A 14243-nucleotide genomic window follows, 5' to 3' on the forward strand; every position below is an offset into this window, starting at 1 on the left:
ATCATTCCTCCTTCTTCATTTTTCTCAGTTTCTCCTTGATGCGATTCAGTTTTGTAGCTACGTTCGTTACGGTCAGTCCGGTAATCTCACTGATTTCTTCGTAACTCTTTTCTTCAAGATAAAGTAGGATAATGGATTTCTCCAATTGTCCCAGCCGATTGATCATGCGATACAGTTGTCGCAACATAGCCTGCGTCTCGTCCCATTCTTCACTGCGGTCTGCTTCGGCAGGTGTCAGCGACACGATTTCGGGAATGTTTTTCTCTTTTCGCATAAAGCTGATGCAGGTGTTTAGCGAGATACGGTAGATCCATGTGGATAGTTTGCATTCACGACGGAATTTAGGAAAGGCTTTCCATAAGTTCAGTACCACCTCTTGATACAGATCGTTGAGTGGCGCGTTGGGAGTGGCATATAAATAGCACACTTTATAGATGACGCGTTCATATTCTTTGATCAGAGCAACAAACTCTTGTTCTGTTTTATCCATAACTCTTGTGGGGTGGCTTTTTATGATATTGGTCGTCTGCTGGGATAGAAAATCACATCATTCTAGATTGGATGATAAAAATTTTCTCATCTGTTCTATTGGCATTCCTCGTCGACGTGCATAATCTTCTAGCTGTTCTTGGTCGATACGGCCTACGGAGAAGTAGCGGGCTGCTGGATGAGCCAGCATCAGTCCGCTGACAGAAGCATGGGGATGCATGGCACCGTTTGTGGTGAGCGTGATGCCGATTTGTTCTAGGTCGAGCAACTGGTCGATGAGAAAGTTGACAGACTGGTCAGGCAGCGAGGGATAACCAACGGCGGGGCGTATACCTTGAAACTTTTCTTGTAGGAGTTCGGCTATGGACAGAGTCTCGTTAGGAGCATAGCCCCAGGTGTTTTTGCGTATATATTCGTGCATTTTTTCTGTTGCGGCTTCGGCCAGGCGGTCGGCAAGTGTCTGTACTAGCAAGTGTTGATAAGGATCGTCGGTGTAGAGAGAGTCTGTGTCTCCTGCTACTGTGGCTGCAAATACGCCTACTGTATCGGTCTTTCCTGATGAAAGAGGGTGTACGAAGTCACTTAGACAGAGATAGAATTCTTTATTGGCTGTTGTGGATTGTTGCCGTAGTAAAGGGAAGAGCATTCCATCTAGAAGCAGATTGTCTCCATCGGCGTTGGCACAGCATAAGCGATAGATACATTTGCAAGTAAGTTCGTTTTCCAGCCGGACGAGCATGCGTTGCGCCTCTTTAAAAAGTTGCATGGCTTCAGCAGCTTTGGCTCGATCTGTTTCAGGAAAACGGGCTAGCCACAGAGCACGGCAGGAATCGCAACCATGTAGATCTGCAATCGTGGCGAACTTTGGTTGGAATCCCCAGGCATGAAAAAAATAGATCCAGTTGATATAGGGAGTTGTTTCGGAAATAGAGTAGGAGAGAATAGGCATAGCTGGTGGATAAACAGGTACGGACGGTGACAGAATTGGGATGTCTTTCAATTCTGTACCGTCCGTGCTTGGTAATCTTAGACTTCTTTAATCAGTTCCATTCCCCGCTTGATAGCTTCCTCATTCATTGGAATCAAGTGATGATGGCGTTCTGGCAGTGTTTTTTTCAGTCCTTTGATAACATTCTCCAATGTAACCATGGGTTTGATTTTGAGGAGGCCGCCCAATACGATCATGTTGAATGCCTTAGCATTGTTCATCTCGTTAGCTGCATCCATGGCATCGATACGATAGACGTGAATGTCTTTACGTGTAGGCGGATTGATGATACCATAACCGTCATAGATGAGTACGCCACCAGGTTTTACTTTGCTTTCAAATTTCTCCAGCGAAGGCTGGTTGAGAATGATGGCAGCATCGTACTTACTGAGGATAGGAGATGATATTTTTTCATCGCTGACGATGACGGTCACGTTGGCCGTTCCGCCTCGTTGTTCGGGACCATAGGCGGGCATCCAAGTCACTTCTTTGCCTTCCATCAGTCCGGAGTAGGCTAGAATCTTTCCCATGGACAGTACGCCTTGTCCGCCGAAGCCTGCTATAATGATTTCTTCTTTCATAAGAATAAATGTGCTTAGAGGTTATTTATCTTTTAAATCGCCAAGGGGATAGAAGGGGAACATGTTTTCTTCCATCCATTTGTTGGCTGCAGCGGGTGTCATTTTCCAGCCTGAATTACAAGTGGAAACAATTTCTACCAGATTGCTGCCTTTGCCTGCCATAGAGTTCTCGAAGGCTTTACGGATGGCTTTCTTGGCCTTGCGGATAGCAGGAACAGATTGTACGCTTTGCCGGGTGACATAAGCAGTACCTTCTAGTTGTGCAGCAATGTCGGCCATCTTTAATGGGTAACCATGCAAATGTACATCGCGACCGTAAGGACAAGTGGCGGTCTTCATGCCTACCAGTGTGGTGGGGGCCATTTGTCCGCCGGTCATTCCATAAATGGCATTGTTGATGAAAATAATAGTGATATTTTCACCACGGTTCAAAGCATGGATGGTTTCCGCCGTACCGATGCAGGCCAAGTCACCGTCGCCCTGATAGGTGAAGACAAGGCGGTCCGGCCAAAGGCGCTTGATGGCGGTGGCCAATGCGGGTGCACGTCCGTGGGCGGCTTCCTGCCAGTCGATGTCCAGATAGTTGTAGATGAAGACGGCGCAGCCTACGGGCGAGATGCCGATAGCTTTGTCTTCCATGCCCATTTCTTCGATGACTTCGGCAATGAGCTTGTGTACCACGCCGTGGCTGCATCCCGGACAATAGTGCATCGGGTTGTCGTTCATCAGCGTCGGTTTCTTGTAAACCAGGTTTTCGGGTTTGATGATATCTTCTTTTGTCATAATTGCTTCTCCTTATCTGTTGCTAAATCGTATGAAGAACTCCATCACCTTGAAGAAGATGGCTGCCGCGCAGACGTAGACGAAGGTCATGAAGTCGTCCACTAGAAAATAGGTGGCGACGGCGGCTACGGCCAGCACGAGGAAGATGATGTTCAGTACGTTTCTTATTTTATCCGTTTCCATCAGTCGAATACATTATTCATTGATGATAATCTTTTCTTTCAGGGCAGCCACGATTTCGTCGGGATCGGGGACGATACCTCCTAGACGGCCGAAGTGTTCGACACGTACCTTGCCGTTGACGGCCAGACGGACATCTTCGATCATCTGTCCAGCGTTCAATTCAGTCACCAGCATACCTTTCACTTTTTCTGCGTATGCAGCAATAGCTTTGGTTGGGAAGGGCCAAAGGGTGATAGGACGCAGGATGCCGACCTTGATGCCTTCTTCGCGGGCCAGTTCCATTGCTTTCTGTCCGATACGGGCCATGGAGCCGAAGGCTACGATGAGATAGTCGGCGTCTTTGCAGTTGATTTCTTCGAAACGGACTTCGTTCTCCTCTATCTGGCGGTATTTTGCTTGGAAGCGGATGTTGTTCTTCTCCATTTCTTCGGGCTTCAGTTCGAGCGAGGTGATGATGTTGGGCTTGCGTCCTTTTGCCTTGCCGGTAGTGGCCCAGGGGCATTGGGCGATGACTTCTGCATCGGTGCGGCGCGGTTTGGCGGGCGGGAGCACCACTTTCTCCATCATCTGTCCGATGACGCCGTCGGCCAGGATGATGGCCGGATTGCGGTATTTGAAGGCCAGTTCGAAGGCAAGGCCAACGAAGTCGGCCATTTCCTGTACCGATGCAGGGGCCAGTGCGATGAGGCGGTAGTCACCGTGCCCGCCGCCCTTCACGGTTTGGAAATAGTCGGCTTGGCTTGGCTGGATGGTTCCCAAGCCGGGACCTCCGCGCATGACGTTCACGATGAGGCAGGGCAGTTCGGCACCGGCTAGATAGGAGATGCCTTCCTGTTTCAGGCTGACACCGGGGCTGGACGAAGAGGTCATCACCATTTTTCCGCTTCCGGCACCGCCGTACACCATATTGATTGCGGCCACTTCGCTTTCGGCCTGCAGTACCACCATGCCGGTGGTTTCCCAGGGTTTCAGCTCGGCCAGGGTTTCCAATACTTCCGATTGGGGAGTAATCGGGTAACCGAAGTATCCGTCGGCTCCGCAGCGGATGGCGGCGTGGGCGATGGCTTCGTTACCTTTCATTAATACTACTTCTTCTGCCATATTGCTTACTTGTTTTCTTATTCGACTTTGACTTTATAGACCGAGATACAGCCGTCGGGGCAGACGGTGGCGCAGGATGCGCAGCCGTTGCAGGTATCCTCCAGTATCTGGTGTGCGTAATTATATCCTTTGATATTCACCTCCTTGGTGAGGGCTATCACGTGGAGGGGACAGGCCACGACACAGAGGTTGCATCCTTTGCAGCGCTCGGTGTCCACTACGATTGCTCCTTTGATTTTTGCCATAATATACGTTCCTCTTGTTTTTATGTTATTGATTATACATGTCTTTGTTGTAGAAGTTCAGGATGTCCATCACCATCGCGTAGGCGTTTTTGGCGGGACTGTCGGGATTGATGTCCATCGCGCGACGGTAGTTGTTCAGCGCTTGCTGCCAATTTCCCTGTTTACGCCAGGCATTTCCGCAGAGGTAGTAGGCTTGGTCCCGGTGCTCGGCAGAGGTCTGAAGGAAGAGGTCCAGTTCTTTGATGGCCAGTTCCGTGTCTCCCCGGCTGATGAGTTCTTTTATGGTATCCAGTTTCTCCATATTCAATCGCTTTTGGACGTACAAAGATAGCTTTTTATCTCGGACATGTTGCATCTTCGGACATAAAAATGTAAAAAACAGATGGAAAAAAAGACGCCCGAAGTCCGACGATGTTGTCATTCTGTCGGAGCTTCGGGCGTAGCCTGTCTATAACGGTGATGTTTACTTGACAAGTTGTCCGTTGATGTAGAGATTTCGGAACGTTACGTCATGGGCGCCGCGGATATCGTTACCGCCGCGGCTGACGTTGTCGAAGCGGCAGTCTTCCACGCTGACGTTGCTGACATGGCTGTCGTCGTCCAAGCCGATGATGAGTACGCCCAGTTCGCTTTTTTGGCAGGTGATGTTTTTCAGGTGGACGTTGCGCACGACGGGATCGTAGCCACGCTGGCAACGTTCGCGGTTTTCGTATTGCAGGTTGATGCGCAACACGGCTTCGCGGCACTGGCCGACGGTGATGTTGCGCACGAAGATGTTTTCAATCACCCCGCCGCGGCAGGTGCTGGTCTTGATGCGGATGACGCGATCCAGGTCGGGGCTGTCCATGCGGCAGTTCTCGACGTAGAGGTTGCGGTAGCCGCCGGAGATTTCGCTGCCTATCACCACGCCTCCGTGGCCGTTCTTCATCAGGCAGTTGCGCACGATGATGTTTTCGCTGGGGATGTTCCAGCGGCGTCCGTCCTGATTGCGCCCGGACTTGATGGCGATGCAGTCGTCGCCCGTGTCGAAGGTGCAGTCTTCGATGAGCACATTCTTGCACGACTCGGGGTCGCAGCCGTCGCCATTAGGACCGCGGTTGTAGACGTGGACGCCTTTCACCGTCAGGCTTTCGCAGAACAGGGGATGGATGACCCAGAAGGGAGAGTTGAGCAGCGTGACGTCTTCGATGAGCACCCGGCGGCAAGCGTAGAGATTGATGAGCTGCGGGCGCAGGCCGTCGTCGGGCGTCATGACGCGCCGGTAGACAGGGGTCGACGTTTCGCCGTACATCAGCAGGCGGTCGCGGCCGCCGTTGCGCTGGGCTGTCATGCCTTCCTGCCAGCCGTACTTGGCTGCGCCGCACATGGGCCACCACGCGTCCATCGACCCCTGGCCGTCGATGACGCCCTTGCCGGTGATGGCGATGTTCGTCTCGCCGTAGGCGTAGATGAGGGGATGGGCGTTGTAGCAGTCGATGCCTTCCCAGCGCGTCAGGACTGCGGGGAAGTAGAGGCTTTGGTCGGTGGAGAAGCGCAGGACGGCACCCTCGGACACGTGCAGGCGGACGTTGCTCTTCAGCGTCAGCGGGCCGGTGTAGAACGTGTCGGCGGGGACGACCACCGTGCCGCCGCCTTCCAGGCTGCACGTCGTGATGGCACGGTTGATGGCTTCGTGGCAAGGGGCGTCGGGCGTGCCGGGGCGAGCGCCGAAGTCGGTGATGAGGTAGCTTCGGTTGGCGAAGGTGGGACGTTCGATTTGTTTCTCGATTTCGGTGCAGGCTTCGAAGGCTTTGTCGAAGTCGACCGGTCCGGCGGCCGCAAGGGCGGAGCAGAACAGCAGGCCGGCGCAGAGTAGGTTTCTTTTCATGGTCTTTCGGATGTTACGGTTTGTTTCTGTGCAAAGATAGGCATCTGCGGTCGATGCGCAGGGCGATTTTTTGACGGAAAGGGTGCAGTTTTTGACAAACCGTTTGCCGAGGTGCTTTTCCCGAAGCAGGAAAGCTTCCTACAGCGTGCAGGACGGAATCCCGGAGCTGGAAAGCTTCCTGCAGCGTGCAGGACGGAATCCCGGAGCTGGAAAGCTTCCTGCAGCGTGCAGGACGGAATCGCGAACTGCGAAAGCTTCCCGCAGCGTGCAGGGCGGAATCGCGAACTGCGAAAGCTTCCCGCAGCGTGCAGGACGGAATCGCGAACAGCGAAAGCTTCCTGCAACGTGCAGGGCGTTTTCCCGTTTTGCGGCGGGGCGTTTCCGTCGGACCAAAAAGAAGCGCGGACGGACGCGGGAGCACCGGTGGGGAACATCGGTTTTTTCCGTGCGTCGGTCCGCGCAGGTCTTGTTTGAAATCAGAAATCTGAATTCGGAAATCTTCCGTCAGCCTTTTACCGGGATTTTGTCAATCCGCCGCTGATGGCGTCCACCTTCAAAGTCGGTGGCGAAGAACTCGGTCATGATACGGTCTGCTTCCTCGCAGGTGATGAAGCGGCCGGGCATGACGAGCACGTTGGCGTCGTTGTGCTGGCGTGCCAGATGGGCAATCTCGGGTATCCAGCAAAGGGCGGCCCGGATGCCCTGATGCTTGTTCAGGGTGATGCCGATGCCTTCGCCGCTGCCGCAGATGGCTATGCCGGGGTAGCATTCGCCCGCCTCGACGGCCAGGGCCAGGGGGTGGGCAAAGTCGGGATAGTCGCAGCTTTCGGCGGTGTAGGTGCCGAAGTCCTTGTAGGACCAGCCGCGGGCGTCGAGCCACTGCTTGACGTACTGCTTCAGCTCGAAGCCTGCGTGGTCGGATGCTAAACCTATTGTCTTCATGTCGTTTCAGATCATTTCTTTCACTTGTTTGTAAACGTTGTCGGCGGTGAAGCCCAGTTTCTCGTCGAGCACTTTGTAGGGGGCGGAGTAGCCGAACGAGGGCAGGCCCCAGACTTTTCCGTTGGCTCCCACGAGGCCTTCCAAGGTGACGGGCAGGCCGGCTGTCAGACCGAAGACTTTGGCTCCGGCGGGGATGATGTTCTCCTGATATTCTTTGTCCTGGCTGCGGAAGAGACCTTCGGAGGGTGCGGAGACGATGCGCACCTTCACGCCGTCGCGGCGGAGCAGCTCGGCACCGGCCACGAGGGTGGAGACTTCGGAACCAGAGGCTACGAGCACCACGTCGGCGTCGGCGTCGGAGCCGGCCACGATGTAGGCGCCGCGTGCCGTCTGCGTGTAGTCGTTTCCGGCGGGCAGGTTCGCGATGTTCTGGCGCGAGAGGATGAGTGCCGTCGGCGTGGCGGTGTTCTCCATGGCCAGTCGCCAGGCCTCGGTGGTTTCTTCGACATCAGCGGGACGGAGCACCAGCATGGAGTTGTGTCCCTTGTGGTTTTTCAGTTTTTCCATCAGGCGGATCTGAGCTTCCTGTTCTACGGGTTCGTGCGTCGGCCCGTCTTCACCTACGCGGAAGGCGTCGTGTGTCCAAATGAATTTGATGGGCACTTCCATCAGGGCAGCCATGCGCACGGCAGGTTTCATATAGTCGGAGAAGACGAAGAACGTACCGCATGCGGGGATGACGCCGCCGTGCAGGGCCATGCCGATGCAGCAGCAGGCCATCGTCAGTTCGGATACACCTGCTTGGAAGAAGGCGCCGCTGAAGTCGCCTTTTTGGAAGGCGTGGGTTTTCTTCAGGAAGCCGTCGGTCTTGTCGGAGTTGGAGAGGTCGGCAGAAGCTACAACCATGTTTTCCACCTGTGTGGCCAGTGCGCCCAGCACGGTAGCCGATGCAGCGCGGGTGGCGGCGTCGGGCTTTTGAGTGATGGCGGCCCAGTTTACTTGCGGCGCTTTGCCTGCGAAGAATTGCTCCAGTTTGGCAGCCAGCTCGGGATTAGCTTTGGCCCATTCGGCTTGGGCTGCGTGGCGCTCGGCCACGATCTTACGTAGCTCTTCGGCGCGGCGTGCGTAGAGCTCGGCCACTTCGGGGAAGATGACAAATGGATTTTCAGGATCACCGCCCAGGTTCTTGATGGTGTTTACGTAAGCATCGCCGCCGAGGGGAGCGCCGTGGGTAGCACAGTTAGCTTCGTAGCTGCTTCCGTCGGCCTTGCGGGCTCCTTTGCCCATGACGGTGTGCCCGATGATGAGGGTGGGGCGTTCGTTCTCAGCTTTTGCTTCAATTAGTGCCTTGCGGATTTCGTCAGGGTTGTTTCCGTCAATGCAGATGACTTTCCATCCCCAGGCTTCGTATTTTTTTTCAGTATCTTCCGTGGTTACTTCTTTAGTTGTGGTAGACAGCTGGATGTCATTGGCGTCGTAGAACATAATGAGGTTGTCCAGTCCCAGCGTTCCGGCGATGCGTCCGCTGCCCTGCGAGATTTCTTCCTGCACACCGCCGTCGGAGATGTAGGCATAAATTGTCTGGTTCATTACTTCGCCGAAACGTGCTTTCAGGAATTTGGCTGCGATGGCAGCTCCTACGGCAAACGTGTGTCCTTGTCCTAGCGGGCCCGATGTGTTTTCAATGCCGCGCATAACGTCACGTTCAGGGTGTCCTGGCGTAGGGCTTCCCCATTGGCGGAATTCTTTCAGTTCGTCGATTGTAAACTTGCCCGTTAAGGCCAGTTGCGAGTAGAGCATGGGCGACATATGCCCTGGATCGAGGAAGAAGCGGTCGCGTCCTTCCCATGCGGGTTTTTCGGGATCGTATATCAGAAATTCGGAAAACAATACGTTCACAAAGTCGGCACCGCCCATTGCGCCGCCGGGATGTCCGGACTTGGCTTTCTCAACCATCGAGGCGGCAAGGATGCGGATATTGTCTGCCGCGCGGTTCATTAGCTTGTTGTCGTTCATGTTTAAACAGTTTAAAGGATTATCTTTTTCGTACGGACAAAGATAGGCTTTTATGTGTGAATATCCATCGTTCCTGCCTGTCTTTTTTACTATGTGGGATGTAAATATGGAAAATCCCCTTCTCCAGACATTAGCGTGGGGAAGGGGATCAGATACTTATGCGTGATGAAATCTGGTTATTCCAATCGGCGTGCGCCGTCGCTGATGACTACATCATAGATCTTGGGGCTTCTGCCAAACTTGTTCTTAAATTCTTCTTTCGCTTTTTCAACGAAAGTGCTGTACAGTTCGTCTTTAACCAGATTGATAGTACATCCACCGAAACCGCCGCCCATTACGCGTGAACCTGTCACACCGCAATCGAAAGCAAGATCGTTTAGGAAGTCCAATTCTTCGCAGCTCACTTCGTACAGCTTGCTCATGCCGTGATGCGTTTCGTACATCTTCTGACCTACAGTTTCATAGTCGCCTTTCTCCAAAGCATCGCAAACATCGAGTACGCGTTGGATTTCTTCGATGACATATTCTGCACGTTTGTAGTCTTCTTCTGTTACGTCAGCTTTCACTTCGTTCAGCATTTCCATGTTGCAGTCGCGCAGGTACTCTACGTGTGGATGATTCTTCTGTACAGCTGCTACAACAGCTTCGCAGCTTTGGCGGCGTTTGTTGTAAGCCGAGGATGCCAATTCGTGTTTTACAACGGAGTCAACCAATACGAGGCGATATCCTTTCGGCTCGAATGGGAAATACTGGTATTCCAGCGAACGGCAATCCAAACGGATGAGGCTTCCTTTCTTGCCGAATACGGAAGCAAACTGGTCCATGATGCCGCAGTTCACGCCGCAATAATTATGTTCAGTGGCTTGGCCAACCTTAGCTAGTTCGAATTTATCGATCTTGTTATCGCCGAAAAGGTCATTCAATGCATATGCATACGTACTTTCTAAAGCTGCAGAAGAAGACATTCCGGCGCCAAGGGGAACATCGCCTGCGAAAGCTGTATTGAATCCCTTTACTTCTACACCACGTTTGATCATTTCGCGGCATACACCGAAGATATAACGAGCCCAGCTAGCGCGAGGAGCATCTTCTTCATTAAGGCCGAATTCTACATAGTCCTTCAGGTCGATGGAATAGGCCTTTACAATGTTGGTTCCGTTTGGTTTGATTTCGGCTATCATGCCTTTGTCAATGGCTCCGGGGAATACAAATCCACCGTTATAGTCGGTGTGTTCACCAATAAGGTTGATACGACCCGGAGATGCATATACAGCTCCTGTTGTTCCGTCAAAATGTTTGATGAAACGACTTCTTACGTGTTCTATATCCATGATACTTATAATTTATTAGGTGAATAATAAAAATTACCTGTAATCTTTATCTTTTTAATGTCTGCTTAATCAACAGGGATATCCTTGTTGACGTTCTTGCAACCTACAAGACCATAATAGAGCAGATAGGCCAGTGCAATAATGATGACCCAGTAGCTGTTCATAAATCCGGCAACGTCGGCCAACCATCCCTGAATAACAGGAAGAATGCCACCGCCGCATACCAATACCATAAATAAGCCAGAGGCCGCTGCCAAGTATTTGCCTAAGCCTTCAACGGCCAAATTGAAGATGCCACCCCACATGATAGAAGTACAGATACCTACTAATACCAGATACATGGCGTTGACGGGCACTTCAGCCATTCCGAAAGACAAGCCTCCTGTAGCACTCTGTTGCAATACGGGCAGATTAACCAATGTGCTGGTCGAAGAGAAAATGGCCAGTAATACTAGAATTAGGCCTAAACCGGAGGTGAAAATCATCATCGTACGGCTTGATATTTTGGCTCCTAATGATGCGCCAGCCAGACGGCCTACCAGCATCAGCAACCAATATGTTCCTACTACAAAACCTGAAATCGTGGACGAAATGCCTGCACCACCTTTCTCGATAGGGTCGGTCAGGAAGAGGTTCAATGTTCCTGGTACGCCTACTTCAACACCTACATAAACAAAGATTGCAATGGCACCCAATACAAAGTGGCGGAATTTCAATGCACCCTTCATTAATGTACCGATAGATTCTGATGATTTGGTTTGGCTGGGTTCGGGGATGTTGACAAACAAAAGCACGAAAAAAGCAAAGGCAAATACGGCCATGGCAGTATACATCACAGGGAAAATTTGTGAAATGGTAGCTTTCTCAACAGAGCCTGCAATAAGGATACCTACAAACATCGGGGTAATGGTAGCCATTACGGAGTTAAACGAACCACCTACTTGGATCAGCTGGTTACCTTTGTTGCCTTCACCACCTAGCTTGTTCAACATTGGGTTGACCACAGTATTGAGCAGACACATGGAAAAACCTGAGATAAAAGCACCGCACAGATATACAGCAAAAGCTGATGAAGGACTGGCGTGGCCTGAAAGATACTGTACTCCTACACCAATGAATCCAATGGCTACAGCGATAAGGGCTGTCTTTTTGTATCCGACTTTGGTTAATAAAATACCACTGGGAATACCCATTACGGCATAAGCAATGAAGTTTCCCAAGTTCCCTAACATACCAAGTGCGTTGGAAACTGAAAATTGATTTTTCAATACAATCCCCATTGGGGCAGCGAGATTCGTAACGAATGCAATCATACCAAAAAGGAAAATCATGGTTATGATGGCGATGATGTTACCATTCTTTTGTTGTGTCATGGTTTTTTCTTTTTATAAAAGAGATTATTAATTGTGTTAATTATTGTTCTGTAACGCTAAATTTGTAGATAGTTACTTGCTGGTACTCATCGCCTGGAAGTAGGACTGCCGACGGAAAGTGAGGTTTGTTAGGAGTGTCAGGAAAACATTGGGCTTCGAAGCATACAGCACTTCTGGCTGGATAGGTAGCGCCATGTGCTCCTGTAAATCCGTTAAGCCAGTTACCAGTGTATAGTTGGATGCCGTTTTCTGTAGTAAATACTTCCATCATGCGTCCACTGGCTGGGTCGGTGTATGTAGCAGCTTGGCTCAATTCTCCTGCTTCTGTCTTATTCAGTACATAGCAATGGTCGTATCCGGCTCCGTTGATTAGTTGTTGGAATGGTTCATCTATTCGTTCACCAATGGTGTGTGGCGTACGGAAATCCATAGGAGTGCCTTCCACTTTCAGTATTTCTCCAGTTGGGATAGAGACTTCATCAATAGGAACATAGAAATCTGCATTGATACTGATAGAATGATTTAGCACGGTAGGAGTTGGTGAAGCAATTCCTGACAGGTTGAAAAAACCATGGTTCGTCAGGTTGACAACAGTCGCTTTATCGGTTGTTGCGCGATATTCGATCACCAGCGCGTTAATGTCTTCTTCAAGGCGATAGGTCATTTCAACCTCCAAATTGCCGGGGAAACCTTCTTCTCCATCGGCTGATGTGTAGTTGAAAATCACGGTTGTCGGGTTGGGTTGTACGGCATCCCATACTTTGGTATGGAAACCAGTCGGTCCGCCGTGCAAAGAATTAGGGCCGTTGTTGATAGCAAGCTGATGCTCTTCACCGTAGAGGGTGAAATGTCCTTTGGCTATTCGATTGCCATATCGTCCGATTGTCGTATTAAGAAATGGTTCGGGGCTGTTAATGACGTGGTCTATGCTATCATGCCCTAGGATTACGTTGGCATACTCTCCAGCCTTGTCGGGCACCATAATGGAAAGGATTGCACATCCGTAGTTCGTCACTGCTACTTCCATTCCTTGGCTGTTTCTCAGAATGTAAAGGTCGGTCTTTTTGCCGCCTATTTCTTTTTGAAAGTTTTTCCTGTCCAAACAGGAACGGTTACTTTCATAAATATTAGATGCTGTCATATCATGGTATTCATTAAATTTCTTGCAAATAAACAGATTTTCTTTTGTTCTCCCAAGCAATAACAAATAATTTTTTGTATGTTTGTCGCCATATTCAAGCTTTGGTCAAGACAATTTGTGAGTTGAAGTCTTGAAGAGTATGTAGAAGAACTTGCTGGCTTGGCAGGGAAATTGATACTAAAGAAGAAAAACAATTTATACTATTTTGAAAAATATTTAATAGAACATTTGATGTACCCTCTGAAATTTGAGCCTGTCTTGAAGCAGACGCTTTGGGGAGGCGATAAGATTATCCCTTTTAAACATTTGAATGAAAACTTGCCCAATGTGGGTGAAAGTTGGGAAGTATCAGCTGTAGAAGGCAGCGAATCTGTTGTGGCTAATGGCGCAGACAAAGGGCTAACGTTGCCCGAAATGGTACGTAAGTATCGGGAAGAATTGGTTGGTGAGTCGAATTATGCACGTTTTGGCAATCAATTCCCTCTGCTGGTTAAGTTTATTGATGCGCGGCAAAAATTGTCTATTCAAGTTCATCCAGGCGATGAGTTGGCCAAAAAACGTCATAACAGTTTTGGTAAAAATGAAATGTGGTATGTGGTTTCTGCCGATGAAGGAGCCACTTTGATATCGGGTTTCTCCAAGCAGATCACTCCAAAAGAATATAAAGAACGTGTACATAATGGTACATTTGACGAGGTGCTTCAGACATGTGCTATCCGGCCGGGTGATGTGTTCTATGTACCTGCTGGCCGTGTACATGGTATTGGGGCAGGTGCCTTTGTGGTAGAAGTGCAGCAGTCGTCTGATGTGACATATCGTATTTACGATTATAATCGTAGAGATAAGGATGGAAAGCTTCGTGAGTTGCATATCGGCCAAGCGATGGATGCCATCAATTTCTCAGATGTACAAGATGATTTTAGAACGGAGTATGAGGCTGTGCCTAATGAACCTGTAGAAATATTGACTACCCCCTATTTCTCTGTTTCTTTATACGATATGACGGAGGATATTACATGTGACTATTCAGAGTTGGATTCTTTTGTAATATTTGTCTGCATTGAAGGAGAGTGCCGTATGGTGGACGATGCTCAAAATGAGATCACTTTACGTGCGGGTGAAACGGTGTTGTTCCCTGCTACAACCCAATCGGTCAATATCATTCCTGAAGGAAAGGTGAAGCTATTAGAAGCTTACGTTTGA

The 14243-nt window shown here is 50.3% G+C and carries 15 protein-coding genes; 1 reads left to right on the top strand and 14 read right to left on the bottom strand.

What is annotated here, in order from left to right:
* Position 1: 1 nt before the first annotated feature.
* The 14 genes from HF894_RS01430 to HF894_RS01495 all read right to left on the bottom strand — a co-directional run bounded on the left by HF894_RS01430 (position 2) and on the right by HF894_RS01495 (position 13040).
* Positions 2 to 490: an RNA polymerase sigma factor gene (locus tag HF894_RS01430; RefSeq protein WP_021847876.1), complete on the bottom strand. Its 489-nt coding sequence runs from the start codon at positions 488 to 490 to the stop codon at positions 2 to 4.
* Positions 491 to 547: 57 nt separating this feature from the next.
* Positions 548 to 1438, bottom strand: coding sequence for a vitamin B12 dependent-methionine synthase activation domain-containing protein (locus tag HF894_RS01435; RefSeq protein WP_204970891.1), 891 nt, complete (start codon positions 1436 to 1438; stop codon positions 548 to 550).
* 77 nt (positions 1439 to 1515) lie between these two features.
* On the bottom strand, positions 1516 to 2058 hold the full coding sequence (locus tag HF894_RS01440; RefSeq protein ID WP_021847874.1) for a 2-oxoacid:acceptor oxidoreductase family protein: 543 nt from the start codon (positions 2056 to 2058) through the stop codon (positions 1516 to 1518).
* Between the two features lie 21 nt (positions 2059 to 2079).
* Complete coding sequence (locus tag HF894_RS01445) at positions 2080 to 2841, bottom strand: thiamine pyrophosphate-dependent enzyme (RefSeq protein ID WP_075317451.1); 762 nt, start codon at positions 2839 to 2841, stop codon at positions 2080 to 2082.
* A gap of 12 nt (positions 2842 to 2853) precedes the next feature.
* Positions 2854 to 3024, bottom strand: coding sequence for a hypothetical protein (locus HF894_RS01450; RefSeq protein ID WP_021847872.1), 171 nt, complete (start codon positions 3022 to 3024; stop codon positions 2854 to 2856).
* Between the two features lie 12 nt (positions 3025 to 3036).
* Positions 3037 to 4125: a 3-methyl-2-oxobutanoate dehydrogenase subunit VorB gene (locus tag HF894_RS01455; protein WP_075317450.1), complete on the bottom strand. Its 1089-nt coding sequence runs from the start codon at positions 4123 to 4125 to the stop codon at positions 3037 to 3039.
* Positions 4126 to 4142: 17 nt separating this feature from the next.
* A complete protein-coding gene (locus HF894_RS01460) occupies positions 4143 to 4370 on the bottom strand; it encodes a 4Fe-4S dicluster domain-containing protein (protein ID WP_021847870.1) in 228 nt (75 codons plus the stop codon).
* A 25-nt stretch (positions 4371 to 4395) separates the two neighbouring features.
* A complete protein-coding gene (locus tag HF894_RS01465) occupies positions 4396 to 4671 on the bottom strand; it encodes a tetratricopeptide repeat protein (protein ID WP_204970838.1) in 276 nt (91 codons plus the stop codon).
* Positions 4672 to 4833: 162 nt separating this feature from the next.
* Positions 4834 to 6237, bottom strand: coding sequence for a glycoside hydrolase family 28 protein (locus HF894_RS01470; RefSeq protein ID WP_204970839.1), 1404 nt, complete (start codon positions 6235 to 6237; stop codon positions 4834 to 4836).
* A 504-nt stretch (positions 6238 to 6741) separates the two neighbouring features.
* Positions 6742 to 7179 carry a ribose 5-phosphate isomerase B gene (gene rpiB, locus HF894_RS01475; protein WP_021847627.1) on the bottom strand — a complete coding sequence of 146 codons (438 nt, stop codon included), beginning with the start codon at positions 7177 to 7179 and terminating at the stop codon, positions 6742 to 6744.
* 6 nt (positions 7180 to 7185) lie between these two features.
* Positions 7186 to 9195, bottom strand: coding sequence for a transketolase family protein (locus HF894_RS01480; RefSeq protein ID WP_204970840.1), 2010 nt, complete (start codon positions 9193 to 9195; stop codon positions 7186 to 7188).
* Positions 9196 to 9371: 176 nt separating this feature from the next.
* Positions 9372 to 10526: a galactokinase gene (gene galK, locus HF894_RS01485; RefSeq protein ID WP_204970841.1), complete on the bottom strand. Its 1155-nt coding sequence runs from the start codon at positions 10524 to 10526 to the stop codon at positions 9372 to 9374.
* A 65-nt stretch (positions 10527 to 10591) separates the two neighbouring features.
* Complete coding sequence (locus HF894_RS01490; RefSeq protein WP_204968855.1) at positions 10592 to 11899, bottom strand: MFS transporter; 1308 nt, start codon at positions 11897 to 11899, stop codon at positions 10592 to 10594.
* Between the two features lie 40 nt (positions 11900 to 11939).
* Positions 11940 to 13040, bottom strand: a complete 1101-nt coding sequence (locus HF894_RS01495; RefSeq protein WP_204970842.1) for an aldose epimerase family protein — start codon at positions 13038 to 13040, stop codon at positions 11940 to 11942.
* Between the two features lie 231 nt (positions 13041 to 13271).
* On the opposite strand from HF894_RS01495, the gene HF894_RS01500 reads away from it, so the two are divergent.
* Positions 13272 to 14243 (top strand): type I phosphomannose isomerase catalytic subunit, encoded by a 972-nt coding sequence (locus HF894_RS01500; RefSeq protein ID WP_204970892.1) that lies wholly within the window; start codon positions 13272 to 13274, stop codon positions 14241 to 14243.

This window comes from Caecibacteroides pullorum, from assembly GCF_019239235.1.
GTDB lineage: Bacteria > Bacteroidota > Bacteroidia > Bacteroidales > Bacteroidaceae > Bacteroides > Bacteroides pullorum.

Excerpts from the sequence above, each read along its gene's own strand:
- HF894_RS01470 (WP_204970839.1), bottom strand. The coding sequence starts at position 6,237 with ATGAAAAGAAACCTACTCTGCGCCGGCCTGCTGTTCTGCTCCGCCCTT.
- HF894_RS01450 (WP_021847872.1), bottom strand. The coding sequence starts at position 3,024 with ATGGAAACGGATAAAATAAGAAACGTACTGAACATCATCTTCCTCGTG.
- HF894_RS01430 (WP_021847876.1), bottom strand. The coding sequence starts at position 490 with ATGGATAAAACAGAACAAGAGTTTGTTGCTCTGATCAAAGAATATGAA.
- HF894_RS01460 (WP_021847870.1), bottom strand. The coding sequence starts at position 4,370 with ATGGCAAAAATCAAAGGAGCAATCGTAGTGGACACCGAGCGCTGCAAA.
- HF894_RS01500 (WP_204970892.1), top strand. The coding sequence starts at position 13,272 with ATGTACCCTCTGAAATTTGAGCCTGTCTTGAAGCAGACGCTTTGGGGA.
- galK (WP_204970841.1), bottom strand. The coding sequence starts at position 10,526 with ATGGATATAGAACACGTAAGAAGTCGTTTCATCAAACATTTTGACGGA.
- HF894_RS01445 (WP_075317451.1), bottom strand. The coding sequence starts at position 2,841 with ATGACAAAAGAAGATATCATCAAACCCGAAAACCTGGTTTACAAGAAA.
- HF894_RS01455 (WP_075317450.1), bottom strand. The coding sequence starts at position 4,125 with ATGGCAGAAGAAGTAGTATTAATGAAAGGTAACGAAGCCATCGCCCAC.
- HF894_RS01490 (WP_204968855.1), bottom strand. The coding sequence starts at position 11,899 with ATGACACAACAAAAGAATGGTAACATCATCGCCATCATAACCATGATT.
- rpiB (WP_021847627.1), bottom strand. The coding sequence starts at position 7,179 with ATGAAGACAATAGGTTTAGCATCCGACCACGCAGGCTTCGAGCTGAAG.
- HF894_RS01495 (WP_204970842.1), bottom strand. The coding sequence starts at position 13,040 with ATGACAGCATCTAATATTTATGAAAGTAACCGTTCCTGTTTGGACAGG.
- HF894_RS01465 (WP_204970838.1), bottom strand. The coding sequence starts at position 4,671 with ATGGAGAAACTGGATACCATAAAAGAACTCATCAGCCGGGGAGACACG.
- HF894_RS01440 (WP_021847874.1), bottom strand. The coding sequence starts at position 2,058 with ATGAAAGAAGAAATCATTATAGCAGGCTTCGGCGGACAAGGCGTACTG.
- HF894_RS01435 (WP_204970891.1), bottom strand. The coding sequence starts at position 1,438 with ATGCCTATTCTCTCCTACTCTATTTCCGAAACAACTCCCTATATCAAC.
- HF894_RS01480 (WP_204970840.1), bottom strand. The coding sequence starts at position 9,195 with ATGAACGACAACAAGCTAATGAACCGCGCGGCAGACAATATCCGCATC.